Genomic DNA, 25,656 nt, shown 5'->3' with positions numbered 1-25,656 from the left:
GTCAATAGCTAATAGTTAATAATCAAACAATTACCAACTACAAGTTTTAACCTATGACTTGTTCTTTAAATCTTCAATCAATTTATCTACGCTTTCTTCTGTTAAGTTTTCGTAGAAAGTATATTCTGGACTAATTTGCAATACCGGGCCAAAACCGCACGCGGCTAAACACTCTACTCCTCTAAAGCTGAATAATCCATCTGGCGTTACTTCACCTTCTTTTACACCCAATTTATCTTCTAGGTGCGATAAAATTTTCTCAGCACCTACTAAACAACAAGGTCCCGTACGGCAAACCTCTAAAGCGTATTTACCCTGCGGTTTTAAAAAGTACATGGTATAAAATGTTGCCACTTCATATACCTCAATTGGTTGAATGTTTAAATATGCTGCAACTTGATCCATTGCAGAAGTTGGTACCCAAAGAAATTCTGCTTGTACCAAATGTAAAAGTGGTAACAAAGCTGATTTTTGTTTTCCTTCTGGATAACGACTTTTAACTTCATCAAATTTGGCTAACAACTCTGATGAAAACGTTACAGGTGTTTGTTCTTCTACTTTAAGCATCTAATTCTCCTGCAATAATATTCATACTACTCATGTTTATAATGGCATCCGATAATAACATACCTTCGCTCATTGGGGCAAACATTTGGTAATTTATAAAACTTGGTCTGCGGAAGTGTAAACGGTACGGTGTACGGCCACCATCATTGATAAGATAGAAACCTAACTCGCCATTTCCTCCTTCTACAGAATGATAAACTTCTGCTTTTGGAGCATCAATTTCACCCATCACAATTTTAAAGTGATAAATTAATGCTTCCATATTGTTATACACCTCTTGTTTTGGAGGCAGGTAAAAATCTGGAACATCGGCATGAAAAATACCTTTAGGCTCAGATTTTAATTTTTCAAGTGCTTGCTCAATAATTCGAACACTTTGCCACATTTCCTCATTACGCACTAAATAACGATCGTAAATATCGCCACTGGTACCTACCGGAACCTCGAAATCAAAATCTTGGTACGATGAATAAGGTGCACTCACGCGAACGTCATAGTCTACACCAGTTGCACGCAACAAAGGCCCTGTCCAGCTATATTCTAATGCAGCTTCTTTTGTTACCTCTGCTACACCAGCAGTTCTATCGATAAAAATTCTATTACGATTTAAAAGGGCTTCAAACTCTTTCAGAGCTACTGGAAATTCTTTTAAAAATTTATTGATTTTCGCGAAAGCGATATCATTAAAATCACGTTCAAAACCGCCAATACGGCCAATGTTTGTAGTTAAACGTGCGCCACATATCTCCTCAAAAATTTCGTAAATATGCTCGCGGAATTGGAACAAGTATAAAAAGGTCGTAGTAGCACCTGTATCCTGTCCAATAATGGTATTACAAATAATATGATCGGCAATACGCGAAAGCTCCATCACAATTACGCGTAAATAATCAACACGTTTAGGCAATTGGATATTCAATAATTTCTCAACCGTCATGTGCCAACCCATATTGTTAATAGGCGATGAACAATAATTTAAACGATCGGTTAAGGGTGTAATTTGGTAAAATGGACGGTGTTCGGCAATCTTTTCGAAAGCACGGTGGATATACCCAATGGTAGAAACACCGCTAACAATACGCTCGCCATCTAATTGCAAAACGTTTTGAAATACACCGTGTGTTGCAGGGTGGGTTGGACCTAAGTTTAGGGTTACCAGCTCTTCCTGCGGATCATTATCTGTAAATACCGGATGGTTATGATTCATAAGTTACCTTCCAAAAAATTCGTCTTTTTTATCTACTCTGTTTGGATCCTCCAATGGATATTGTTTTAACATTGGATGAACACCTAAATCGTCCATATTTAAAATACGGCGCAAATCAGGGTGACCTTCAAACTTAACGCCAAACAAATCGTATGTTTCGCGCTCCATCCAGTTTGCACCTTTCCATACGCCTGTAGCGCTAGGAATAGTTGGATTTTGCTCCGAAATAAATACCTTAACTCTCACACGTACGCGTTCAACCATATTGTGTAAATGATAAACTACTGCAATATCATTTTGCTTTTCAGGATAATGAACAGCCGTAATATCGGTTAAGAAGTTAAAGTTTAAATCAGCTTTAAGGAATGAAAGCATGTTTACGATCACATCTTTGGTAGTCGAAAACGTCAATAAGCCATACGGCTCAGTAACATCTTGTACGCCTCCGCCAAATCTCTCTGTTACTTTGGCTAAAATGGTGTTATTTAAAGTTACTTCTTCCATTATTTAATGCCGTACTGCGCTAAAAGATTTTTATAATATTCTGAGTGTCTTCTTCTTCCCGATTCGTTTTTCACCAAATCTTGAATACGTTGAAAACCATCTAAAATTGCTTCTGGACGTGGTGGACAACCAGGAACATATACATCCACTGGAATAACTTCATCAATACCCTGCAATACAGAATAGGTATCAAAAATACCTCCACTACTTGCACAAGCACCCACTGCCATTACCCAACGAGGTTCTGCCATTTGAATATACACTTGTTTTAAAACAGGAGCCATCTTTTTAGCAATGGTACCCATCACCATTAAAACATCGGCTTGGCGTGGAGAAAAACTTAAGCGTTCTGCACCGAAACGACCTAAATCGTAGTGAGAACCCATCGTTGCCATAAACTCAATTCCACAACATGAGGTTGCGAACGGTAAAGGCCATAATGAATTTGAACGAGCCAAACCAATCACTTTATCTAACGATGTGGCAAAAAAACCAGATCCTTCTATTCCTGGAGGGGCATCTACTATATTAATTTCACTCATGTTTATAAACAAAAAATGCTCATCCTTTTACAGAATGAGCAGCAAATTTACAATATTTTAAAGCATTTCAGGTAGCTAGCATCGATTTAGAACCTTTCTAAATAAAGCAAAACAGCCTTAGTAAGTGTTCATTGTACACGCTCTTAAAAAAGTCGATTGTAACAATGTAATTAATTTAGTTCCAGTCTAATACTTTTTTCTTCAGAACGTAGAAAAAACCTAGCAACAATGTTCCCATAAAAATGAACATCTCAATCATCCCTTCCATACGAAGTGTACGGAAGTTTACCGCCCATGGGTACATGAAAATAACCTCCACATCGAACAGAACAAATAGAATAGCTACTACGAAATATTTAATTGAAAAAGGTTGACGTGCATTACCAATTGACTTAATCCCCGCTTCAAAAACTTCTAATTTATCACTGGTTTTGCGTTTAGGGCCTAAAAGATGGGTTGCTATTAAAGTTGTTATTACAAACCCTAATGCAACAATTACTTGAAATATTATGGGTAAAAAATCTATTGGAGTACTTTGCGCTTGCATAATTATATTCTTTGTGTGCAAAAGTAAAAGAAAAAGGCAGGATAACAAAACCCTGCCTTTTCAAAAGTATTTAATTCTGTTTATTTTTTTTGCTTGCCTGCTGCCGCCGGTGCACCTTGCAACTCTTTCAATTTCGCAGGAGCATAGGTATCAGCTGGATCTAGAGCAATCGTTTTATTCAAATAATCAATCGCTTTGGCTTTATCTTTATCAGCATACCAAGCACCTAACAATCTATAAGCTTCCACTAAGTTCGTTTTAGCTGTTGCTTGTTCCTCTGGTTTTACAACGGTTACATATTTTTCGTAATACGGAATCATTAACCCTTTTGTTGCTGTTGCGTTTTGAATTTGATCGATATAATCGTTAATACGCGCTCTGTAGAAATACGCAATAGATAAATCAGGGCTTGCTTTTGATAAGGTTCCTAAAGCTGTATCAGCTCTTACTAAACCTTCCAAATTCATTGGTTTTTTATCCTTTTTTAAATAATATGACTCTAAGAATCTATTAATACCGATGTACAAATAATTGTATAATGATCCTTTTCCATTTGGATTGTATTTGGCAGCTAATTCATATACATCTGCAGATTTTGTATAATTTTTTGCTTTATACAAACTTGCAGCTAATTCTGAAATTGTTGCAGCATTGGTTGAATCTAATTTTGTAGCTTCTACCAAGTTCATTACAGCTAAGCTATCTTGACCCGCTTGCATTTGTGCTTTACCTAAATATAAATAATCATTCGCCAATACTTTATTGCCTGGTTTAAGCGCAAAAAATTCATTCATATTGGTTAGAGCTTGCGGATAGTTTTTGTTTTCATATGCTGAATATCCTTTTAAACGCGCTACAATAAGTGCTTTTGGATCCGAAGCTGGTACATTTACTTTTCCTGCTACTTGCTCTAAAGTTTGAAAATCTTTCGCGTAAAACAAAAACGTTGCATAACGAAGTTCAGATTCTAATGATCTATCTGTTAAATCGATATACTTTTTATAACTTTCAATTGCTTTAGCTGTTTTCTCTGCATCCGATCCGAAGTTACCCCATTGTAAATATAGCTCTCCCAATTCGCGATAAGCCGGGCCATAGTTTGGATCAGCAGTGATTACATCTTTTAATTCTGTTTCTGCTTCCGCCCAAGCTCTCGATTCTTTGTACATTTTACCGATCTGGGTTTTTGCTCTTCTGTTCGTAGGATCTACGTCATTCACACGGAAATATGGACCTAAAGCTTCAGAGTTCATTTTCTGTAACGAGTATGCATCGCCTTGTGCCAAGAAAACATCAGCTTCTTTATCTTTACTATCTAATTCATCTGCTTTGTTGATGTTCGCTAACGCATTGGTAAAATCAGGTTTAGACACATCAAGGGTTAACTTATCTTGTGCCAAATACGCTCTTCCTACAGCTAGATAAGTCATATAGTCTTTAGGCGCTAAAGCAATTGCTTTATCAAAGTTTGCTTTTGCTGCTGCAGGATTATCTGCTAACATATCAATCTCACCTAAGCCAATAAGATTTAACGGATTTTTTGCATCTGCAGTTAATCCTTTTGTAAAGGTAGCTTTTGCAGAATCAACATAACCCGTTTTCAGATAAACTAAGCCTAAATGATAGTAATTTTCGCCTTCAGAGGCTTTCGAACTAATCATCGATTTAAGCATTGATGCTGCTTTTTGATACTGCTCTGCGTCAATAGCCTTTTTCGCGTCGTTTAAATTTTGAGCAAAAACTGCAGATCCCATCAACACTAAACCCACATTTAAGGTTATTGCTTTTTTTAAAATTTTCATGCTTTAATAATTTGATTTTAATTGGTATCGACTCTAAAAGGGAAAGATACTGATTTTCCTTTACTCTTATAGCCTCTATTCTGATTTCTATTAATTTTGGAGAAATCTCCGTGGTTCTATTTCAATCTATTTTGTTCTTAAGCTAATTTCTCGGGGATTCAAAATATTGGGTGCTAGTCCTGATTTAAGTACAATTAGCTGACCTCTATCTCCCATTAACCAATTTGCAAATCCTGTGCCTAATCCGTCTCTTCCTTCGCAATCGATAAAATAAACATTCCTATACAATGGGTATACGCCATTAATCAGATTGTTTTGCTCAGGCTTATAAAACTTATCGTCCCCTTTTTTTCCTTTGCTGTTTTTAACACCTAATATTTTAATTTTAGGTAAGGCATCCTGTACTGCTATATTTTTTTCGGAAAGCCAATTTAAGCCAACCACCCCAATATAATTCTTATTTGAAGCAATGTATTTTATTACGTCATTACTATTTGATTGAGTATAAATCCCTTGGTCAGGCAAAGCACTTACTTTTGCTAAATCTTTAAAATAGCGTATGGTACTTGAGTAAGGGTTATCAAACACGAATTTTTTGGTTGTTGGTTTCCCTTTAAAAACGTCAATAATTTCATTAACGTTAATCGTGCTATCTATATTATCAGCGTTGGTAATTAAAGCTATCCCATCAATGGCAAAACGCGATGCATGCACTTTAATTCCTTTATTGGTATATCGTTTCTCCTCTTGAGGCGTTAGCTGGCGAGATAAAACAATTACGCGAATACTATCATTTAAAAAAGGAGGAAGAATTTTACCCTCATTTCCTTGAACAACTGTAAAATGAGCGTCGGGATAATCTAAATTAAAGATCTCTTGTTGTTTTTCTATTACAGGCCCAAAGCTTTCATCAACCAACATCTTCAACGTACCACTAGTTCGGGTTTCTGCAACTTGATTATCCTGCTGCTTCTTCTGCTTACATGCAGACAAGGCTACCACACTCAGTAATAGAAAAGTTAACTTTTTCAATTTTAATCTTGTTTTAATAATCGGGTGAAACGAAAGAGGCCGTACACAATTAATAAGCCGCCAAAGGCTACTCTGTATTTAAGCTCTCTTAAAAATTCTGTTCTTTCCCAAAACTCACCAAAAAATATTAACGCTATGCCTAAAGAGACATAAAACAGAAACATGGTAAGGCCTAAAATAAACAGAAATCGCTGTTGAGGCGATTTCTGTTTAAAATTATTGAAATTTAACATCTACCAATAACTAGTTTAAAGTAAAGTTAATGTTGATGTTATATTTTACCCTAACTGGTTTACCATTTTGAATACCTGGATTCCAACGTGGACTGTTCTTTAATACGCGAACAGCTTCTTCATCCGTACCAGAACCTAAACCACGGGTTACCGTAATGTCTGTTAATGATCCGTTTTTCTCTACAACGAACGATAAAAATACTTTACCTTGAACGTTGTTTTCTTGAGCCATTGGCGGATATTTGATTGCAGAGCCTAAGTATTTGTAAAACTTAGCCATACCTCCAGGGAAATCAGGCTGTTTCTCAATACTTACATAATCATAAACTTGATTATCATCTACTGCTGCAGCCACTTCTCTTTTTGGTCCTTCCCCTACCGGTTCATTGATTACAATGTCGGCAGTTGGGTCACCTTTAATATCGCGTTGACCTGGATCTGCTTCTTTCAATTTCTCTACCGTTGGTGGCTCCTCATCACGTACAAGCTCATCTGGCTTAACAATTGGAGGTGGCATTTTTACCTGATCCACTTTTGGTGGTGGTGGCTCTACCGGTGGTGGTGGTGGAGTTTCAGGATTTAATGGTGGAGGCGGAGCAATTACAACCTCTTGAGCTTTCTCCTTTGTGGTATCTTCAGGGATGGCATTTTTCACCCATGCATAGATAACTGGAGATAAAAACAATAATATAAATATTGACGAGGCAATAAAAAGTGCCTTGGTAGTATTTTTACTATTTTGTTTCCGTAACTCGTAGGCACCATATGACTTGTTCTTTGAAGCAAAGACAAGATCAAGCCATTCTTTTTTAAAAATATCTAATTTAGAACCTAACATATCGTGTTACTTTTTATAATAAACTGTTTTCTTTCAAGAATGAGGTTTCATTATCTAGGATATTATCATCATCAATCTGACGAACTTTTACCTTTAAAATTTCTAACTCATCCATGATATCAACAAAATCTTGAAAAGTTGATCCTTTTGTTGGTTTTACAAGTACTACAAAGTTACCCGCTACGCCCGAAGCATCCGCTACTCTTCTATTTTCGATAATATCTTTATCTACCTGATTAAGGCTAACAATGGTTGGAGCGCTTTTTCCTGGCTCTCCCATGTACCATGCAACTTTATTCTTTTTACCCAAAAGAATGGTCATGGTTTTTGAAGCTTTTAATTCTAGGCGATTATCCTTATTGTTGTCATCCTTATCAGGTTTCACAACGTCCATTGCCTTTGATTTGGCTAGAGTTGTTGTCAAAATAAAGAAGGTAATTAAAAGGAAGGCTAAATCCACCATTGCAGTTAAATCTACTCTGGTTGACTGCTTTTTACTTCTTACTTTACCGCCTTTACCACCCCCGCCGGATCCAGTATTTAATTCTGCCATAATTTCTTATTTTTTAGCCTCTGAGGATGTTACTAATAAAAATTTGTTAATCTTTTGCTTCTGAAGAATATCGATAATCTTTTTAACTGCAGGATATTCTTCTTTGGCATCGCCTTTTAAGCTTACACGCATTTCTTGATTATTTACTTCTTTAGTTGCTTGACGGGCTTGTAAAACCCATGCATTTAGTTGGTTATCCGTAGAATCGGTTGGAATACCTGGTTGTACACCTGGTTTATTTCTTTCCTCTCCTGTCATTTTAACGAACTGTTTAATGCTTTGGATTGGCACACCAAATGATCCAATTACTGCGAAACGTTGAATTTCCTCTGGAGTAAATTGAATATTGTATTGTTTGCCCATCAATTCTAAAGCTCTCGCTCTAACTGGTTGTCCGGCTATTTCTATGAAAACCTTTCCTTGCCCGATTGTTAAAATAGCATTGTTCTCAGACGGTACAAGAAACTCGTACGTTGAAGAAGGTGTGCTTACTTCGAGTGGTTCTGGTTGCCTAGCAGTTGCCGTTAATATAAAGAAAGATAGTAAAAGGAAAGCCACGTCGCACATAGCGGTCATGTCAATCGATGTACTCTTTCTTGGAACTTTAATTCTTGGCATAATATAAAAATTACTAGTGTTTTAAACAATGATGATTATTTTTCCGGTTTTCCATAAAGCCGGTAAAAAAAATTCACTAATTTTTATTTATGAGAACTTGCATACGTTTGAATGATACTGAAACCAGCCTCATCAATAGCGTATGTTAATTTATCGATTTTTGAAGTTAAAATGTTGTACATGATAATCGCTAAAGTCGAAGTAGAGATACCAGTTGCAGTATTTACAAGGGCCTCAGAGATACCTTCTGCTAATTTCGCTTGATCTGGAGCACCTGATGTAGCTAAACCACCGAAGGCCTTGATCATACCTGTTACTGTTCCTAATAAACCAACTAATGTACCTACTGATACTAACGTTGCAATTACAGTTAAGTTTTGCTCTAACATTGGCATTTCTAATGAAGTAGCTTCTTCGATATCTTTTTGGATAGCTACTACTGATTGCTCAACGTCCATGTTTGTATCTGCTTCAACTTCTTTATATTTTTTTAAACCTGATTTAATAACGTTTGCTACTGAACCTTGTTGTTTATCGCACTCAGCTGATGCTGCTTCGATGTTGTTTGTGCTTAAGAAAGCTTGGATTTTGTGGATGAAAGCATCTAAACTTGATTTACCAGTTGCTTTACCAATTACAATTAAGCGCTCAATTGAGAAAATGAATACCATTAAAAGCATACCCATTAAGATAGGTACAATGAAACCGCCTTTGTATGCGATACCTAAATAGTTACCAACTTTAGCTGCTTTCTCAGGATCATTATCCACAAAGTTTTCTGGGTTACCTAATACAAATTTGAATAAACAAATACCGATAACGATTGCAATAGGAATAACCAAGGTTGCAAATAAATTTGAAGCCGTTGCAGAGCTCTCTTTTTTAACAGTTGTTGGTTTTGGTGCGTTTGCCATTTTTTAAAAATTTTAGTTTTTAGTTCTTGTTTTAATTTTTAGCTTTTATTTTGTTTTGTATACACACAACGTTTAATTATCTGATTTATGTTGTGAAGAGGCAAATTTATAAATTGATTTTAAATTACAAATTAATAAGTCAACAAACAATGAAATCGTTACTTTACATTTAGTTTACGGTAAACCGCGAGGGTATATAACAAAAAAATTGCCTCAGCCCGAGGCAATTCTTTCGCAATAAAAACTAAAAAAAAATCGATTTGCAAATTTTTTGCAGAAAAAAATCAATTTTTGATTGATTTAACACAATTTTAACGCTTCGCGTTGCATTTTTGATACTTTGGCATCCTCAAATTGCTCAAAGTTTTCAAGAAATGCCTTTGCTAATTCATTGGCTTTTTTCTCATATGCTGTTTTGCTGCTCCAAGTAGTAACCGGATTTAAAATTTCTGCCGGAACGGCTGGACAGACAAGCGGCATCATCAATTTAAAAATGGGATGCTCCTGATATTCCACTTCATTTAGCTGACCATTTAAGGCAGCTGAAATCATCGCTCGGGTATAACTGAGTTTCATTCTTGTGCCTACGCCATAAGGACCGCCAGTCCAGCCCGTATTAACCAACCAAACATTTACCTGATTTTCTTCCATTTTTTTACCCAGTAAATCGGCATAAACAGATGGGTGTAAAGGTAAAAAGGCCTTTCCAAAGCAAGCCGAAAAAGTTAGTTGCGGTTCCGTTACACCTGTTTCGGTTCCAGCCACTTTTGCTGTATAGCCACTCATAAAATGAAACATCGCTTGCTCCACATTTAATTTTGAAATAGGAGGCAACACACCAAAAGCATCGGCCGTTAAGAAAAAGATATTTTTTGGCCCCTTCGCTACAGAAGGAACAATGGCATTTTCAATATAATCAATCGGGTACGCTACGCGGGTATTTTCTGTTTTTTCAACATTTGAAAAATCTACTTTTTTTGTACCCGGATAAAAATTAACATTTTCTAATAAAGCTCCTGATTTGATTGCTTTATAAATTTGTGGTTCTTTTTCTTCCGTTAAATCGACACATTTAGCATAACAGCCTCCTTCAAAATTAAAGACCGAATCTTTTCCCCAGCCATGCTCATCATCGCCTATTAATCCGCGTTCAGGATCTGCCGAGAGTGTGGTTTTTCCTGTTCCGGATAAACCGAAAAAAATTGCCGTATCGCCATCTTTTCCAACATTGGCTGAACAATGCATCGAAAGCGTATTTTTATAAACAGGTAAGGTAAAATTTAATACCGAGAAAATCCCTTTTTTAATTTCTCCGGTGTATCCGGTTCCGCCAATTAAAATCATCTTCTTGGTAAAATTGATGACTGAAAAATTTCCTTGGCGCGTTCCATCTACTTCTGGATCTGCATAAAAACCTGGAGCAGCAATAATGGTTCGATTCAGGATTCATTTTTTCATCAACTTCATCTGGCCGGATAAATAAATTATGGGCAAATAAGTTTTGATATGCCGTTTCGGTGATAACACGAATAGAAATGGCGTAATCAGCATCGGCACAAGCAGATGAATCGCGCACGTATATCTTTTTATCACTTAGATAATTCGTGATTTTCGAGAATAGTTGGTCGAATTTTTCCGGTTTAATTTTGATGTTTACATCCCCCCACCAAACAGTAGACTCCGTAATAGCATCGCAAACGATAAAGCGATCTTTTGGAGAACGTCCCGTAAATTTTCCTGTATCGATTGCTAGTGCTCCAGAATCGGCCAGACTTCCTTCTTCATTTTTTAGTGCTTCATCAATTAATTCGGTTGAAGATAATTGATACTTCACAACCGTATTTGCGCCCAAATTTAAATAGCTTAAATTTGGGTTATGCAAGTTTTTTAGGCTCATATATAATAAGTTAGTGATGCAAAGATACTCACTAACAAATAAATAAAACTACTTTTTACAGCGATTTATTTACATATTGTACAGCAAACACTAAGACTTAATCGACTAAAAATAAGCGACTTAATAAGTATTTTTACCGACCAAAAAAAATTGTTTTTTTACACTAAGCAAGGAAATGCCATAGAAATTCACTGCTCAAATTATTAACAACCTGAACCAAAGTTGTTTTCGGTCTACAGTCTGCCAAATTTTTGCATCTTTTATCCTTTTGTAAGAGTAGAATATTTGCTGATGCCTGCACAAAAACGCCGCAAAAAAATTGATTTTTTGTGGCGTCTATTTTATGATAAGCTTAGCTATTAGTGCTTAGCCTCCCGCCTTTTTAACCTTATAATTTTCCTTTTGTAAGATAGCCACGATTTTGTCGCGCACATCACCCTGAATAAGTATTTCTCCATCTTTTACGGCGCCTCCAACACCGCATTTCGTTTTCAGCATTTTTCCGAGCACTTCCAAATCATCGGCTTTGCCCTTAAAACCAGTAATTAAGGTAACTGCTTTGCCACCACGATTTTTTTTATCCAACATGACCCGCAAATCCTGTTGACTATTGGGCAAGGTTGTCGTATCATCAACTTCTTCTTGGTATTCAAAATCGGGATTGGTAGAATACATGACCCCACCTAGATCGCTCAAATTGATTTTTTTCGATTTCATACTGTAAAGGTACGCGAAATTAAAATTAAGGCACAATAACCTGGAGCGATAAGGGTTTTATTTGTATTTCTAACTCCTTGCTCATATTTAAGGGTTCTCCATCGATGTGTACAGGCCCTTCAGAGGTTCTTGAAATTGAAATATTCTTGCCTTTAATGATTTCAATCATTTCAGATTTTTCTCCTGCTGCGCTTAGCATCACATAAGCCAGTAAAGGCAATTTATATAGCGGAAAGGGTTTTATAATACACACATCGAGTAAACCATCTTGAACCGAAGCTTTCGGTGCAACATATACATTATTGCCATATTGCGATGAATTTGCAATACTGATGGCAAATGCCTTTCTGGTATATTCTTTCCCATCAATCGTTAGAATGTATTCATTTGGCTGATAATTAAAAACTTCTTTAATTCCCAACTGCAGGTATCCTTTAAGACCTCTCTTTTTATTACCCGAAAAGGCGGCACTTAATTGTGCATCAAAGCCTATCCCTGCTAAATTAAAAAACGAACGGTTATTTAAAGTTGCTGTATCAATTTTTGAAATACCTAGTTTATTAATAATCAGGAGTGCTTTCTTCAGATTGGTAGGAATTTTTAGAAAACGTGCTAAACCATTTCCGGAGCCTAAGGGCAATATGCCTAATATTTTATGATGACGTAAAACACTAGAAGCCACCTCGTTGATGGTTCCATCGCCCCCTGCTGCCACAATTATGTCAAAATTTCGTGCAGAGGCATCCTCAGCAAGTTCAGCAGCATGCCCAACATATTCCGTAAAAACAAAGTTTGCGTTAAACCTTTCTTTATCTAAATATTGGTCTATAAATGCTGGGATGCGGATTTTTACCTTTCCACCTGAGATAGGATTGATGATAAATAAAATGTTCGACTTTATTTTCAAGATCTAAAAAATGAGACTGCAAAATACTCTATAATTTTTGAAATAAAGAAAATATACTAATTTTGCGCTATTGAGTGTGGATTGATTTGCTATCCTGAGGTTTTCAGGATTGGATTGCAACCACGTAAAAAAATTGCTAATATCTCCTTCAATCAATCACTTTACCTGTTTCTAGGGGCGATTAGCAAGTACAAAATTGTTTTTTACATCATTTGTTAATTTTAATACATGTCATACTTATTTACATCAGAATCTGTTTCTGAAGGGCATCCTGATAAAATAGCCGATCAGATTTCGGATGCTTTAATTGATAATTTTTTAGCCTTCGACCCCGAATCGAAAGTTGCTTGTGAAACATTGGTTACTACAGGTCAGGTTATTTTAGCGGGCGAAGTGAAATCGACTACCTATCTGGATGTTCAACAAATTGCACGCGATGTTATCAAAAAAATTGGTTACACCAAAAGCGAGTACATGTTTGAAGCAAATTCTTGCGGTATTTTATCGGCAATTCACGAGCAATCTGCTGATATTAACCAAGGTGTTGATAGAAGTAGCAAAGAAGAGCAAGGTGCGGGTGACCAAGGTATGATGTTCGGGTACGCGACAAACGAAACCGAAGATTTTATGCCTTTAGCGTTAAATTTATCCCATAAACTTTTACAAGAATTAGCCGTTCTACGTCGTGAAAATAAAGATATTACGTATTTACGCCCAGATGCAAAAAGCCAAGTAACGCTTGAGTACGACGACAACAATAAACCTGTTCGTATTGATGCTATTGTTATTTCTACACAACATGATGATTTTGATGAAGAAACAACGATGCTTGCTAAAATTAAAACCGATTTAGTTGAGATTTTAATTCCACGCATTATTAAAAGCAATCCTCAGTACGCTCATTTATTTAACGATAAAATTCAATATCACATTAACCCAACCGGGAAATTTGTAATTGGTGGGCCGCATGGCGATACAGGCTTAACTGGCAGAAAAATTATTGTGGATACGTATGGCGGTAAAGGTGCGCACGGCGGTGGTGCTTTTTCTGGTAAAGATCCAAGTAAAGTAGATAGAAGTGCTGCCTATGCAACGCGTCACATCGCTAAAAACTTAGTGGCTGCTGGTGTTGCTGATGAAATTTTAGTACAAGTAAGTTATGCTATCGGTGTTGCGCAACCAATGGGTATTTACATTAATACGTATGGAACAGGGAAAGTGGGTAAAACGGATGGAGAAATTGCTAAAATTGTAGAATCAATTTTTGATATGCGTCCGTACTTTATCGAGCAACGTTTAAAATTAAGAAATCCAATTTATAGCGAAACTGCTGCTTACGGTCACATGGGTCGCAAACCTGAAACCGTTACTAAAACTTTTAAATCACCAAACGGAGAAGAAAAAACCGTTACTGTAGATTTATTTACATGGGAAAAATTAGATTACGTTGAGCACGTAAAAACTGCTTTCGGAATTTAAGAACATATATTTTCAATTAGAAAGGGCGCTAATATTCAATTATTAAGCGCCCTTTCTGGTTTTCTAGAACATTTAAATCCCATGTGCTTTCAAAAAGCCTTGCTCTTTTGCTGAAATATTTTGATCGTCAATGGCGTAAGACCTAATGTTGTTGATTTTCATTTCATCAATTACATCCACAAAATCTTGATAGATGGAATTTTCAGTTGGCTTTATGATAACAATCATATGCTTGGCAGGATTGTTCTGATGCAATTTTGCTATTGCTAACTTGTTACTTTCAATAACTGCGTCTAAACTTTTTAGTGGAACAATTTTCAACGCTGCCTTGGCTGTTTCACCCATGAAGTAAGCCACCTGATTGTTTTTACCCAACAAAACGGTTAATGTTCTGGAAGCTGGATAAGGAGCTTCAATTTCAGATGGAATTGGCTTAGCCACATCTGCTGCCTTAAATTTGGCTAATGTGGTGGTTAAAATAAAAAATGTAATAAGTAGAAATGCTAAATCGACCATAGCCGTTAAATCTACTCCAGGTAATGTTTTACGCAATCTTCCTTTTTGAGCCTTGCTGTTTTGAGGAATGTTAAGTGTTGCCATATGCTTAGATTTTATTACATGATGCCTTACATAGCGTAATTCCATACCACGCAATCAGTCTTAATTCTATTCGTTATTCCAAAACCATTTTAAAAGCTTGTTGTTTAATAAGTAATAAATAAAGTAGCTATGGAACACGCAGCAGAAATGAACACATTAAGTCAAATTTTAGAGAAATTAAGACTTAACGGAAAGGATAATGAGTTAAAAATGTCTGATCATGGTAAAATGCAAAGCCAACAGCTTAGCAAAATTTACAAACCTGAAGATTTAACGATTGTTAAAACCTATCGCTTTGAAGGTGATTCTGACCCGGCTGATAATGCTGTACTGTATTTAGTAAGCGATGCAGATAACAATATTGGTTATATTTTGGATGCGTATGGCATTTATACTAATAACAATGGTCCCGCATTTGACGATTTCTTAAAAAAAATCCCCGTGGCGGATCGCGACGAACAGGAATTATTTTCTTGATAGCTCAAAGCGATTAAACATGCATAAAAAAAGTCTTGGCAAAAACCAAGACTTTTACTGAATTGGAAGGGTTCCTTCCGCATCAAGCTAAAACAAAATATACTTTTATACGCATGGCGCTGGATCGCGCATAATTCCTTTAAATGTTTCTTCTGCAGCAACGTACTCTTCAAGTAACTTAATCTGATTCTTTGCCCTCACTAAATTTTGCTTTGGATAAGTTGTATGGTAATAAACATCGTTATTTAGATAATCAGTGAAGAAGCGCAAAGCTTGCATATAGATCATAAATTTACCACTGTAAATAAATAATTCTTTCTCTTCTTCGCCAAGCAGCGCTCCCATTTCTTCCATGTAACCGCTAAAGATAGCCGCAAAAATATCGGTACGAACGTTCACTTTCGTTAAATCCTTTTCTTCCTCATTGGCTGCCGAGAGATACGTTCTCATCATATCGCCAACGTCACTAATGAAGTAGCCTGGCATTACGGTATCCAAATCGATTACACATAATCCTTTTTCGTTTTCATCTAATAAAACATTACTAATTTTAGTATCGTGATGAATAACACGTTTAATTAATTTTCCTTCTTTGATCAAGGCTGAATAAATATCTGCAATAACGCTGAAAGACATTAGCACCTCAATTTCTGGGGTTACCTCAGCAATTCGATCTTGGTTTCCAGTTCTTAGCGCCTCTTTAAATTGGCTTAAACGAAGTTCAAGATTATGAAAATCTGTTAATGAATATTGAAGTAAATCTACATCAAAACCATTGCAAATCTTTGTAAAACGGCCAAACTGCTTTGCTACTTCATAGGCTTGACTTGGGTTTTCAACGACATCAACTGAGTGTGAATTTTTGACAAATGAAAATAAACGGAAATATTCTCCATTGACCTGAAGTAAGGTATTTCCAGCCAAATTTGTCAATGGCGATACAAAAAGGTATTCTGGCTCCTTTTTGGCTATATATTGCTTTAGTTGATATAGATTATCATCAATTGCATGAGGATTTTTAAAAACGTAGGTATTGATTTTTTGCAAAATGTACTCTGCATCGCAGGTGATTACCTTCCATGTATGATTAATCAACCCAGAACCATAAGGAGTAACCTGAGCAGATTTCAAATCTAAACCAAAACTATCTAATATTTCGTTGAACATAAAAATATAAGTTACCGCAACAGTAAAGGATGATTGAATGGTATCCTCTTTAATTCTGTAATTAAAAAGATGGATAGAATGACATTTCCAGCTTTTTTACTGTTGAATTTTCAATATTAAGGATAAGATGCTTTTTTACAAAAGCAAACTCAACGCAAACGTTTGTTATTAAAGCTCCATTATTTGCCTAAAATTGTCCCTTATTTTCTTTAAAATTCCGTTTTCGAATAATCAGTGTTTTCAATCTATCTAAAAAGACGATTTACATCGTTTCAGCTAGATAATTTCGTGCCAAAAACTGGGAATATCTAAGGGCATAAATAAAAAAAGCAAACAAACGTTTGCGCCTTTAATTCGTTGATAGAAGTTTTCTTTTAAAAAGAAAAAACCTTAACTATTGCTAATTAAGGTTTTGATGTTAGGAGTAATTTTACTGTTTGATTTGCACAAAAATCAATGCCAATTTTTTCCTCCGAATGAATAACCAACTGATAAGGTTGGCCCATTGTAGCCCCATTTTAAATGTCCGTCTAAACGATCTCTAACGGCATCTACTTTAAAATCGAAGCCGGTATAAGCTAAAGAAACATCTAATTTATTCCAAGGACGGTAGGTTACCGAAGCATTATAATTTAAAATTCTTCCCGAAATATTATTCACTGTTAATGAAAGAAAACTAAACTCGCCGTTAAAGGCCAGTTTATCTGTAATTGCATAACCACCCCAAATTCCTATATCTGGCAAAGGCGCTGTAAAGCCGTAATCGGTTGCTGTATTTGCACTACCAATATTTGTATTCAACGTGATGCCTACATTGGCTTCAACAATATGTGCCCCCAGTAAAAGACCCAGCTCATATTTAGGCTTGCTTAATAAAGCATATCCGTATGAAACGCGGTAAATACTATTATCAAAAAAGGCATTTACATCTACATTTGCGGGATAGGTTTCATCTCCTATTGAAATGGTTCTGCTTAAGTTTTTGTTTGCCTTTCTATTTAAACCATAATAACTTAAATCAATACGCGACCGACTTGAAATACGCCATTGTGCATTGAATAAAAAAGTATTGTTTTGTTTATCAAAACCTAAATCATCTTCAAAATTAATGTTTGAGCCTATAGTACCTGCACTATTTCCAATCTGCACATTGGTATTACTTAAAGCTAAAAAGAATCCGGCACTTACTTTAAACCGTTCTACAAACCAAGGAACATCTCGCCCTAGGTCTTGTTTCACTAAATTTGACGTATTACCAGCGGATAAATGGCTCGGATTATCACTAAGTGAGCTTGTTTCCTGCGCTTTTATTTGAAAGAGTAACATCATAACAAATGCGAAGGTTAGATAGGTATTTTTCATATAGATTTTCTTGTTAATACATTTTAGATTTAGCTCCTTTCGTTAACAATAAATCAACAGCGGCAGCCAAACTTTTTCATCGACTTAAATTTGCATTAAATCTGACGTGGTCAAAGGTAGGGCTTAAAAGAAGCTTAAAGCCTATTTTGATTTTCTTTTGTGTTGCATATTAAAAAATGAAACTTGCACACATTTTATGCAGATTCTCTTGATTATTAACAATAAAGCTTTGCGATATTTTAATTATTTACTTAGTTTTATATCAAATCTACATTATGAATCAATCTATTTTACACTTGCTATTCTTCTCAGCTGGGCTCGGAGGATTAGCTTTAACAGGCATTTTAATATCCTCCAGGCGGTATTTTGGCCAAAATTTCTATCTCAGTTTATGCGTTTTTTCTTTAACTATTGCGGCGGTTTATAATTTCTGCCGGCTGGAGAATCTTCTTGAGGATGTTCCATTTTTTTTCATCTTGACTAAATCGTGTTCATTTTTAATTGCACCTTCTGCCTTTTTATACATCCAAAATGTATTCTATTCGGAAAATAAATTAGCTCGTACAGATTGGGTACATTTTGTTCCTTTTGGGCTTACACTTATTCTTTTAAGTAACATTGCACTTCAAAATCCTGATTCGGTTAGTTTATTAAGTATATCTGACACAGGAAAAAATCAATTTGAAACGGTTAAACAGGCAAATATCTATTATGGATTAATTATCTTAAAATATGTGCTTTGGTTTTTCTATTGCATTTTTCAAAGCATGAGCATCATTAATTTTGAACGCAAAAAAGAACCTTCTTTTAACTACAATTATCGCTTAATTAACTGGGTAAAAATTTTTAACATTACGCTTATTGTTCTATTCTTACTTCTTGCTTCGCAACGCTTATTCCAAATTAAATTTACAAGTATCGATTTTCTAAATGATATTACGGTTTCCATAACGTTGATTACTACCATTGGCTTATTGGTTTCAAGACCGCATATTCTATATAGCTTAGAGTCGCCGAAATTAGACTTTCAAGAAGCTAAAAAAGTCGATACAATTAACATAAGTAAACCAAAAATTGACACAAAAGTTGCGGTTACAAACAAATCGAAAACTCTTTTTGACACTAAAAAGCAAGCTGAATACATGGCTATACTTAATCAAGTACTAGAACATGATAAACCTTATTTAAATAAAGGAATAACAGTTAAAGATTTATCTGAACTTACCAATATACCTCCGCATCATTTATCTTACCTTATAAATGTTGAATTTAATCTTCATTTTCAGGATTTTATCAATTTAAACAGAATTGAGTATTTGAAATCGAAGATTAACGACATTGAATGGGAGCAACTTACTTTGGAAGGTATTTGTTGGGATATTGGTTTTGCATCACGCACCACATTTTTCAGAGCATTTGTTAAATTAACAGGTGTACCCCCTTCTGAATATTTTAGAGGTATTAAGAAAAACAATACTGCTTAAGCTTAATTTGAAACTCCCAACTAAATTGGGAGTTTCAAATTTAAAAGTGAAACTCACTTCTTGCCTTCAAAATTCCTCCCTCGCTTTATTTTTTGTTTTTTTGTCTTGTAATCAACAACTTAAGATCTACACAAAGTTTTAGCTTACGTTTCTCATTTTGTGATTAACGTTTATTTAAAGCATAGACAGATTTATTCGGCACTACGTAGCCCGAAGAATGGTTTATTACAGTATTGATAAGATAATCATGAAATCGACAAATAAATATTTCAGTAAACTAAAGAAATTTTGGCTGTTATTTAGCCTTATATTACCTTTTAAATCTAAAGCTTTCACTCATACGACAACACCTATTGAAACAAAGAAGAAAAAACCAGTACTGCGCATAACACACAAAAGCAAAGATTTACATAGAGGGAATAGGGTTTAGTATTAAAATGAGGAGCTCATACAGTTGCATTTTTAAATCTGCAACTCTAATTGAATTCGAATAAAATAATTTTAATGAATATATACGCATCTTTGTTTACAATTTAACATTGATTATAAGCGTTTTATACAAAAGCACACTTTTTGAACCGAAGCCGTTTGAAATTAATTAACAACGTAAAATACCATTCTTATGAAACAATATTTAAAAGAATATTTCAATCTTAAAGCTATAGGATTAGGAGTATTATTTGTGATTAGCATTACCGTTAACAGTTATGCGCAAAGAAGAGGCGGAGCTGCTCAACACGCAGGGCCAAAAAGAAGCGCTCCTAGCCGTACTCCCGCACAAAGACCTGCAGCGCAACGTCCAGCAGCCCAAAGACCCGCTACTCAACGACCAAGCACGGTAAAAAAACCTGGCAATTCATCCATTGGAGCAAACAATCGTAAACCGGCAGTAAGCAACAATAAAGTTGGTAACAAAACAAATATTGGCAATAAAACAAGTGTTGGCAACAGAAATACAAATATTAAAGGTGGACACAACAATGTAAATGTAAACATTAATAACAGCCACAATACCAATATCAGAAGAAACACCACTGTCAGAAGAAATGTTGGTAGACCTTATACGCGCGCTCCACATGTTTACGGAGGCAGAAGATATTACAGTTATCATCCATACTTTTATCACCCATATCGTCCTTTTATGTGGGGGCCAATATACCATCCATGGGGTTTCTTTGTTGCCACTTTGGCCACCACTGCGATTATCGTGAGTGTTGAAAATCAAAAATACCACTATGACCAAGGAATGTATTATACGCCAACCAGTGGAGGTTACACCGTTGTTGCAGCACCTGTTGGAGCAGTAATTACAACATTACCTAAAGGATACGAAACCGTTGTTGTAAACGAAACCACCAACAATTATTACTACGGAGGAACGTATTATGAAAAAGATTCTGGCGGTTATAAAGTAGTCCCTCCTACTTCTGGAACTGTTGTAACACACTTACCAGATGGAGGTAAAGAAGTAAAAATGGGCGACATAACCTATGTACAAGTTGGAGAAACTTATTATCAACCTATCCAACAAGATGGCAAAGATGTATATGAAGTAGTTGACGTTCAGTCAGAATAAACATTCTCTCCATAAAATACCAGCCTTGATGCGATTCGTGTCAAGGCTTTTTTTTGTTTGATCAAGCCGTTCTTTACGCCTTGCCACAAATTCACCAGAAGTACCCCACAGTACTTAAAAACTAAATCTGTCTATGGGTTATATCTTTTAAAGAGGCAATGCGACTTAAAATTAGCGAGAGATGTACCTAAAGGTCAGAGAAGTGGCTAGCAGGAATTGATAGCTTCATAAAACCTATATGAGCCTTCAGCATGTAAGAGACTGTGCCCAAAATAGATTGAAATTCTTTATCAATGAGGCGCTTAGAATAAATCAAATAGCCCAATGCCTGAAGCCTGAGAAAACCAAAGGAAACAAAAACAATTACTTTTCACGCTTAGCCATTACAATCTATTCAAAAAAAAAGCTAGCCAAAACTGGCTAGCTCTCCTATCATAGGTAGATATCAATTAGATTTTAAATACCAATCCAGCTCCTAAAGCAAATTGATAAATGGTTGAATAGGTTGATACACCGGTACCAACACCGCCTGTACCAAAATATAAACCACCACCAGCAGCTTGGGTAACTGAATTAAGGCCAGCCTGCAATTTAATGCCCACTTTTGGTGCTACCCAAAAGTTTGAACCTCCTTTAATAGCCCAACCGAATCTTGATACGCTTCCGCCGTTTGCATTAACAGGGTTTGATACGTCTACAATTGCTACCCCACCTTGCATTCCAAAATAAGGTTCAACCGTTGGATTTACAGGAAAGTACTTGGTTACACCCAACATCACGTAGTTAAATGCCACATCGAATTCTCTCGTTTGCACGCCTAATCCAAATATTGTACCATCGGCATAAGTTGTAGGAGCTTTTGTATCTTGACGGGTATAGCTTAATTCAACACCTACTTTTTGAGGCAATACATATTCTAACCCTACGCCCCATTGGAAACTTCCGTCTGTGCGGCCGCTATAATAAGAGGTATTAGAATAATAAGAATCAAAGCTATCTGGAAAAGCGTAACCCGCATTTGCGTTAATTCTAATCTCAGGTTTTTGAGCAAAAGCTGTTGCTGAACTTAGTAGCAATAAAAATAAATAGATTTTTTTCATGTCGATATTTAATTAATTGTGTTGTTTTTATATTCTTACAAGGAAATATCCCATTGTATTCTAAATCGGTAACCAGCGGCCAAATCCAGACTTGTATCGTCATAACTAAAATGACTCAATTCGGATGTTAATTTATTTTTGTGTCCCTTAAAGAACCAGTTAAAAGCGAGCGAGTTTTCACGTTGTTTATTGTTTGCCAATTCGGTGTTGGGCTTGTAAAGCGAGTGACGTGCCGCTACTTCTAGTTTTTCAGGAAACCATTTAAAAATACGATGAAAAAAATATCCACCTTGAACATAGTATCCTGCTAAATTGGTGGTTCCCAAATCACCGACTTTATCAATGATATTTTTATTATGGATTTCACTTTGCCACGCAAATCCACGGTACTTAAATGCGGTTTCAATGTTGTATTGTTTTACCCGATACCTTCCGGCGATATCGTCGGGAAAGCCGTCTAAAGACCCGCCACCAGCTTGTGAAAACCGCGTGTAAGCACTTTGATTTGTTAATCCTGAAACGGCTATTATCCCGGCAGGTTTTTCTTCACCTTCTAAATCCCCTCCTTCAAAATCAACAGGTCTACCTAAGAAATTCCACTGAAATCTTCCAAAATACATTAAGTTATTATCATCGTTTTTGGTATTTCCTCGTCCTGTACCGGTAAATGCGCCTAACCAATAATTAAAGTCTGCAATCCCTGTGGCTTTTAAATGGCCATAAACTTCAGCACCTTGTTGGCGGTCGGCGGTGAAAGGTCTGTTAATCAATGAACGTTCTACCATTGATTGCTCTCCACTACTAATAAACCGTTCTCGAGTATATTCTACTTTCCACTGGCCAAACTTGAAACTTAGCCAATCCCATTTCTCAATCATAACTCTAAAATCGAGCAAATTACTTGCGCTCAATTCATACTCCCAATAATATTTTAACCAAGGCTGAAAAGCATGTCCTCCCACTTTTAACCTAGCCCTATTAATTTTAAAACCAGTGTGACGGTCTGTACTGTAATCATCATAGGTTACAGGGTCTGTATCTCCAGGCGTTGAAAAACGAAATTGTAACCTACTCTGCAGCTGAAATAAGAATTTATTATCTCTCGTCTGAAGTTCAATTCCTTTGCTTCCATATCGAACATTCATGACCTTGCTACTGTCCTTTACTTCCTGGGCGTAGCCTACAGCTGTAAATAGGCCTATAAAAAGTGTTAACAAACTATTTCGCATACTTGCACCTAAATGTTTCCCATTTTCATGATTATTAAATAATCGCTAAAAATACAGATGATACGCGTAGCCTATGGTTTTCTGGGTGCACTATTCCGTTTCACATTTGAATTTGAAACCATTGCGTCTCCTGTTGTAGCACGCAGGTTTTAGAAAAAAAATATCCTGAAAGAATCAATTAATTGACTTTCAGGACATTAAAACAAAACAATACTTATTTCATTCCTAGCAAGGTTACATCGGCTTGTCCATTCAAAAATCCTTTGGTATCATACCAAAACTCTACCGATTTAAGTTTTCTTTTACCGCCTCTTAAATCAATTATTCTACTTTCGCCTCCTTTAGGGATTTCAAAACGCGTTTCAATATTTTCTGGAGCTCCTCCGTCATATCGAACAATCATTCTTTGCAAGTTTAAGGGAGCGTCTGTTACTTTAAACTTCAATTTTCTAAAATAATCGTACGGCCCTGCTACTATGATCGCGTCATGATCTGCTGAATGTTTCGCATGGGTTGTACCCAAAACTCGCCATGATCCTACTGCACCCCCACGAGGGCGCACTACTTTTTGTGCATGCACATTTTGTGCGAAAAAACTAAAACTTCCTAGCGCTAGGAAAATTATGATAACAACTCTTTTCATCTTTTTTCTATTTTTTATGTTCGTATTATTTATTGTTTAATAAGGCTATATATCCTTTACCGGCCTCTCTACTTGCTCTTTTCAAATCCAAATATCCTACTGGTTTTAATTCTACTTGATTCTTTTCGTATGTTAAAATTTGTCCTTTTTTTAAGGCCGTATCGTAGCATAAAAACAGCGTCACCAAGTTTTCATCTTCTTCAATAATAAATGCGGGGTGGTAACTGCCTTTATCTATCATTTTTACTAGAACGGGCGTCCATTTGTTTTCTTCTTCGTCATAATCCAGCCCATCGGCGGCCATTAATTTCAATTGATTTAAGGAAGGAACGAATTTTAAAATTATTTCCTCTACCTGATTTTTTAATACAGAAACGAATGCAACTTGCATGAGCAATCCTAACAATAGAATTATAAGTACAATGATTACAATGGTTAAAATAAACAAGGTTAATTCGCCCCAAATTCGATCAATCCCCAGTTTTGCAGCTAAGGGTGCTATTACTTTTTGAAGTACGCCAATTATTTTGGCAAAAACATACAGCACCACACCAAGTGGAATAGCCAATGCAACCCCTCGCCCTAATATGGTTTTAAATTTTACTTTACTCATGCCAATTGATCTAAGCTTTGCAAAACACAAAACAAACACATTATCAAGTGTTTACTCAAAAATACCACAAAACATTTCATTTCAATAGTTCTTTGGCTTAAGATGGGTTTCAGATTCAAATTTGGAACTTGCAGTAGGCACAAAATCTCCTTAAACCTACTGCATTGCTTTAACAAGAATGCCTACTCAAACAGATTCTTTGGGATAAATAGTTTTTACCTCCATAGTGTTTATACTGGTTTAAATATTTCTTAAAAAAAGAAATTAAAGGTTTCATTTTTTGAATTGCAACACCTTTAAACAATATCACGCCATATATTAAGCTGATTATGATGTTATTTGTATAAAAATTAAAAAACACTCTAACGTTATTAAATAATTGAATTATGAAAAAAATTATCCATTCAAGCTTAGTTTTACTTGCGGCTGCACTAATCTCTGCCTGCAGTACAACAACCAGCATTACGGGTTCTTACAAGGCCCCTGATGTTACGACTGTGAAATTTAAAAAAGTATTTGTTTCTGCATTAACGTCGAATGCATCAGCAAAGCAAACTGTTGAAACCGAAATTGCGAAGTATTTAAATTCGAAAGGAATTGCCACTGTAAAAAGTATTGAGGTAATTGCTCCGGAAATTAAGGCAACAAGCAACAATGTTGATCAAGCATCAGTATTGAAGAAAATTCGCGATAATAAATGCGACGGTATTTTAACCATTGCCTTGGTTAACAAAGAAACTGAAACGCGTTATGTACCGGGTGTAAACACCTACCCTGTTGGAGGTTTTGGATACTATGGTACTTTTGGTGGTTATTGGGGTTATGGATACAATAACTTCTATTCACCTGGTTATTATGAAAATGACAAAGTTTATTATTTAGAGACCAACCTATACGATGCAACTACTGAAAAACTAGTTTGGTCAGCACAATCACAAACGTACAACCCAAGCTCTTTAGAAGATTTTTTACCAGGTTACCAAAAAGCTATTACTGAACGCTTTATTAAAGACGGTTTAGTAGAAGTTGCTAAAAAATAAGATATTTC

26 protein-coding genes and 1 pseudogene are annotated in these 25,656 nt (G+C 35.8%); 5 read left to right on the top strand and 22 right to left on the bottom strand.

Annotation, left to right across the window (positions count from 1 at the left end; all coding sequences use genetic code 11):
- Nucleotides 1–51: 51 nt before the first annotated feature.
- The 15 genes and pseudogenes from ACJVDK_RS14710 to ACJVDK_RS14640 form a co-directional block, all read right to left on the bottom strand.
- Complete coding sequence (locus ACJVDK_RS14710; RefSeq protein ID WP_443937425.1) at nucleotides 52–567, bottom strand: NADH-quinone oxidoreductase subunit NuoE family protein; 516 nt, start codon at nucleotides 565–567, stop codon at nucleotides 52–54.
- Nucleotides 560–1,774: an NADH-quinone oxidoreductase subunit D gene (locus ACJVDK_RS14705; RefSeq protein WP_443937424.1), complete on the bottom strand. Its 1,215-nt coding sequence runs from the start codon at nucleotides 1,772–1,774 to the stop codon at nucleotides 560–562. Before ACJVDK_RS14705 ends, ACJVDK_RS14710 begins: the two co-directional genes overlap by 8 nt.
- Before the next feature lie 3 nt (nucleotides 1,775–1,777).
- Nucleotides 1,778–2,278, bottom strand: coding sequence for an NADH-quinone oxidoreductase subunit C (locus ACJVDK_RS14700; RefSeq protein WP_443937423.1), 501 nt, complete (start codon nucleotides 2,276–2,278; stop codon nucleotides 1,778–1,780).
- A complete protein-coding gene (locus tag ACJVDK_RS14695; protein ID WP_443937422.1) occupies nucleotides 2,278–2,820 on the bottom strand; it encodes an NADH-quinone oxidoreductase subunit B in 543 nt (180 codons plus the stop codon). Before ACJVDK_RS14695 ends, ACJVDK_RS14700 begins: the two co-directional genes overlap by 1 nt.
- Nucleotides 2,821–2,995: 175 nt before the next feature.
- On the bottom strand, nucleotides 2,996–3,367 hold the full coding sequence (locus ACJVDK_RS14690) for an NADH-quinone oxidoreductase subunit A (RefSeq protein ID WP_443937421.1): 372 nt from the start codon (nucleotides 3,365–3,367) through the stop codon (nucleotides 2,996–2,998).
- A gap of 80 nt (nucleotides 3,368–3,447) precedes the next feature.
- Nucleotides 3,448–5,169, bottom strand: coding sequence for a tetratricopeptide repeat protein (locus ACJVDK_RS14685; protein ID WP_443937420.1), 1,722 nt, complete (start codon nucleotides 5,167–5,169; stop codon nucleotides 3,448–3,450).
- Between the two features lie 126 nt (nucleotides 5,170–5,295).
- Entirely contained in the window at nucleotides 5,296–6,201 is a 906-nt protein-coding gene (locus tag ACJVDK_RS14680) for a PstS family phosphate ABC transporter substrate-binding protein (protein ID WP_443937419.1), read from the bottom strand.
- Nucleotides 6,202–6,444: 243 nt separating this feature from the next.
- Nucleotides 6,445–7,272 (bottom strand): energy transducer TonB, encoded by an 828-nt coding sequence (locus tag ACJVDK_RS14675; RefSeq protein WP_443937418.1) that lies wholly within the window; start codon nucleotides 7,270–7,272, stop codon nucleotides 6,445–6,447.
- Between the two features lie 13 nt (nucleotides 7,273–7,285).
- Nucleotides 7,286–7,825, bottom strand: coding sequence for an ExbD/TolR family protein (locus ACJVDK_RS14670; protein ID WP_443937417.1), 540 nt, complete (start codon nucleotides 7,823–7,825; stop codon nucleotides 7,286–7,288).
- Nucleotides 7,826–7,831: 6 nt separating this feature from the next.
- Nucleotides 7,832–8,443, bottom strand: coding sequence for an ExbD/TolR family protein (locus ACJVDK_RS14665; RefSeq protein WP_443937416.1), 612 nt, complete (start codon nucleotides 8,441–8,443; stop codon nucleotides 7,832–7,834).
- A gap of 83 nt (nucleotides 8,444–8,526) precedes the next feature.
- Entirely contained in the window at nucleotides 8,527–9,357 is an 831-nt protein-coding gene (locus tag ACJVDK_RS14660; protein ID WP_443937415.1) for a MotA/TolQ/ExbB proton channel family protein, read from the bottom strand.
- Between the two features lie 300 nt (nucleotides 9,358–9,657).
- Complete coding sequence (locus ACJVDK_RS14655; protein WP_443940055.1) at nucleotides 9,658–10,785, bottom strand: phosphoenolpyruvate carboxykinase (ATP); 1,128 nt, start codon at nucleotides 10,783–10,785, stop codon at nucleotides 9,658–9,660.
- Between the two features lie 67 nt (nucleotides 10,786–10,852).
- Nucleotides 10,853–11,254 (bottom strand): annotated as a pseudogene (locus ACJVDK_RS14650) (phosphoenolpyruvate carboxykinase (ATP)); the annotation flags it as partial.
- Between the two features lie 366 nt (nucleotides 11,255–11,620).
- Complete coding sequence (locus tag ACJVDK_RS14645) at nucleotides 11,621–11,971, bottom strand: translation initiation factor (RefSeq protein ID WP_443937414.1); 351 nt, start codon at nucleotides 11,969–11,971, stop codon at nucleotides 11,621–11,623.
- A 25-nt stretch (nucleotides 11,972–11,996) separates the two neighbouring features.
- A complete protein-coding gene (locus ACJVDK_RS14640; protein WP_443937413.1) occupies nucleotides 11,997–12,878 on the bottom strand; it encodes a diacylglycerol/lipid kinase family protein in 882 nt (293 codons plus the stop codon).
- A 228-nt stretch (nucleotides 12,879–13,106) separates the two neighbouring features.
- Here ACJVDK_RS14640 and metK point away from each other — a divergent pair, with 228 nt between their 5' ends.
- Nucleotides 13,107–14,357 (top strand): methionine adenosyltransferase, encoded by a 1,251-nt coding sequence (gene metK / locus ACJVDK_RS14635; RefSeq protein WP_443937412.1) that lies wholly within the window; start codon nucleotides 13,107–13,109, stop codon nucleotides 14,355–14,357.
- A gap of 72 nt (nucleotides 14,358–14,429) precedes the next feature.
- Here the strand turns inward: metK and ACJVDK_RS14630 are convergent, their stop codons facing one another.
- The gene (locus ACJVDK_RS14630; RefSeq protein ID WP_443937411.1) at nucleotides 14,430–14,957 is read right to left on the bottom strand and encodes an ExbD/TolR family protein; all 528 of its coding nucleotides are present in this window, start codon (nucleotides 14,955–14,957) and stop codon (nucleotides 14,430–14,432) included.
- Between the two features lie 129 nt (nucleotides 14,958–15,086).
- Here ACJVDK_RS14630 and ACJVDK_RS14625 point away from each other — a divergent pair, with 129 nt between their 5' ends.
- Complete coding sequence (locus ACJVDK_RS14625; protein ID WP_443937410.1) at nucleotides 15,087–15,434, top strand: hypothetical protein; 348 nt, start codon at nucleotides 15,087–15,089, stop codon at nucleotides 15,432–15,434.
- A 105-nt stretch (nucleotides 15,435–15,539) separates the two neighbouring features.
- Here ACJVDK_RS14625 and ACJVDK_RS14620 read toward each other — a convergent pair whose 3' ends face one another.
- A complete protein-coding gene (locus ACJVDK_RS14620; protein WP_443937409.1) occupies nucleotides 15,540–16,601 on the bottom strand; it encodes a phosphotransferase enzyme family protein in 1,062 nt (353 codons plus the stop codon).
- Nucleotides 16,602–17,054: 453 nt separating this feature from the next.
- Nucleotides 17,055–17,963, bottom strand: a complete 909-nt coding sequence (locus ACJVDK_RS14615; RefSeq protein WP_443937408.1) for a hypothetical protein — start codon at nucleotides 17,961–17,963, stop codon at nucleotides 17,055–17,057.
- A 476-nt stretch (nucleotides 17,964–18,439) separates the two neighbouring features.
- On the opposite strand from ACJVDK_RS14615, the gene ACJVDK_RS14610 reads away from it, so the two are divergent.
- Together ACJVDK_RS14610 and ACJVDK_RS14605 are read left to right on the top strand one after the other, a co-directional pair.
- Nucleotides 18,440–19,447 carry a helix-turn-helix domain-containing protein gene (locus ACJVDK_RS14610; protein ID WP_443937407.1) on the top strand — a complete coding sequence of 336 codons (1,008 nt, stop codon included), beginning with the start codon at nucleotides 18,440–18,442 and terminating at the stop codon, nucleotides 19,445–19,447.
- A gap of 622 nt (nucleotides 19,448–20,069) precedes the next feature.
- Nucleotides 20,070–21,023, top strand: a complete 954-nt coding sequence (locus ACJVDK_RS14605) for a DUF6515 family protein (protein WP_443937406.1) — start codon at nucleotides 20,070–20,072, stop codon at nucleotides 21,021–21,023.
- Nucleotides 21,024–21,472: 449 nt separating this feature from the next.
- Here the strand turns inward: ACJVDK_RS14605 and ACJVDK_RS14600 are convergent, their stop codons facing one another.
- The 4 genes from ACJVDK_RS14600 to ACJVDK_RS14585 all read right to left on the bottom strand — a co-directional run bounded on the left by ACJVDK_RS14600 (nucleotide 21,473) and on the right by ACJVDK_RS14585 (nucleotide 24,608).
- Entirely contained in the window at nucleotides 21,473–22,123 is a 651-nt protein-coding gene (locus ACJVDK_RS14600; protein WP_443937405.1) for an outer membrane beta-barrel protein, read from the bottom strand.
- Nucleotides 22,124–22,158: 35 nt separating this feature from the next.
- Nucleotides 22,159–23,352, bottom strand: a complete 1,194-nt coding sequence (locus ACJVDK_RS14595) for an OprO/OprP family phosphate-selective porin (protein WP_443937404.1) — start codon at nucleotides 23,350–23,352, stop codon at nucleotides 22,159–22,161.
- Nucleotides 23,353–23,566: 214 nt separating this feature from the next.
- Nucleotides 23,567–23,995 (bottom strand): hypothetical protein, encoded by a 429-nt coding sequence (locus ACJVDK_RS14590; protein ID WP_443937403.1) that lies wholly within the window; start codon nucleotides 23,993–23,995, stop codon nucleotides 23,567–23,569.
- A 25-nt stretch (nucleotides 23,996–24,020) separates the two neighbouring features.
- Nucleotides 24,021–24,608, bottom strand: coding sequence for a hypothetical protein (locus ACJVDK_RS14585; RefSeq protein ID WP_443937402.1), 588 nt, complete (start codon nucleotides 24,606–24,608; stop codon nucleotides 24,021–24,023).
- Nucleotides 24,609–24,994: 386 nt separating this feature from the next.
- Between ACJVDK_RS14585 and ACJVDK_RS14580 the strand changes: the two genes are divergently transcribed.
- Nucleotides 24,995–25,648: a hypothetical protein gene (locus tag ACJVDK_RS14580; protein WP_443937401.1), complete on the top strand. Its 654-nt coding sequence runs from the start codon at nucleotides 24,995–24,997 to the stop codon at nucleotides 25,646–25,648.
- Nucleotides 25,649–25,656 lie beyond the last annotated feature (8 nt).

Origin of the sequence: Pedobacter paludisoli (assembly GCF_052344095.1) — a bacterium.
In the GTDB taxonomy this organism is placed as follows: domain Bacteria; phylum Bacteroidota; class Bacteroidia; order Sphingobacteriales; family Sphingobacteriaceae; genus Pedobacter.
The sequence above is the reverse complement of the archived record's forward strand: the minus strand, read 5'-3'. Positions and strand labels throughout refer to the sequence as shown.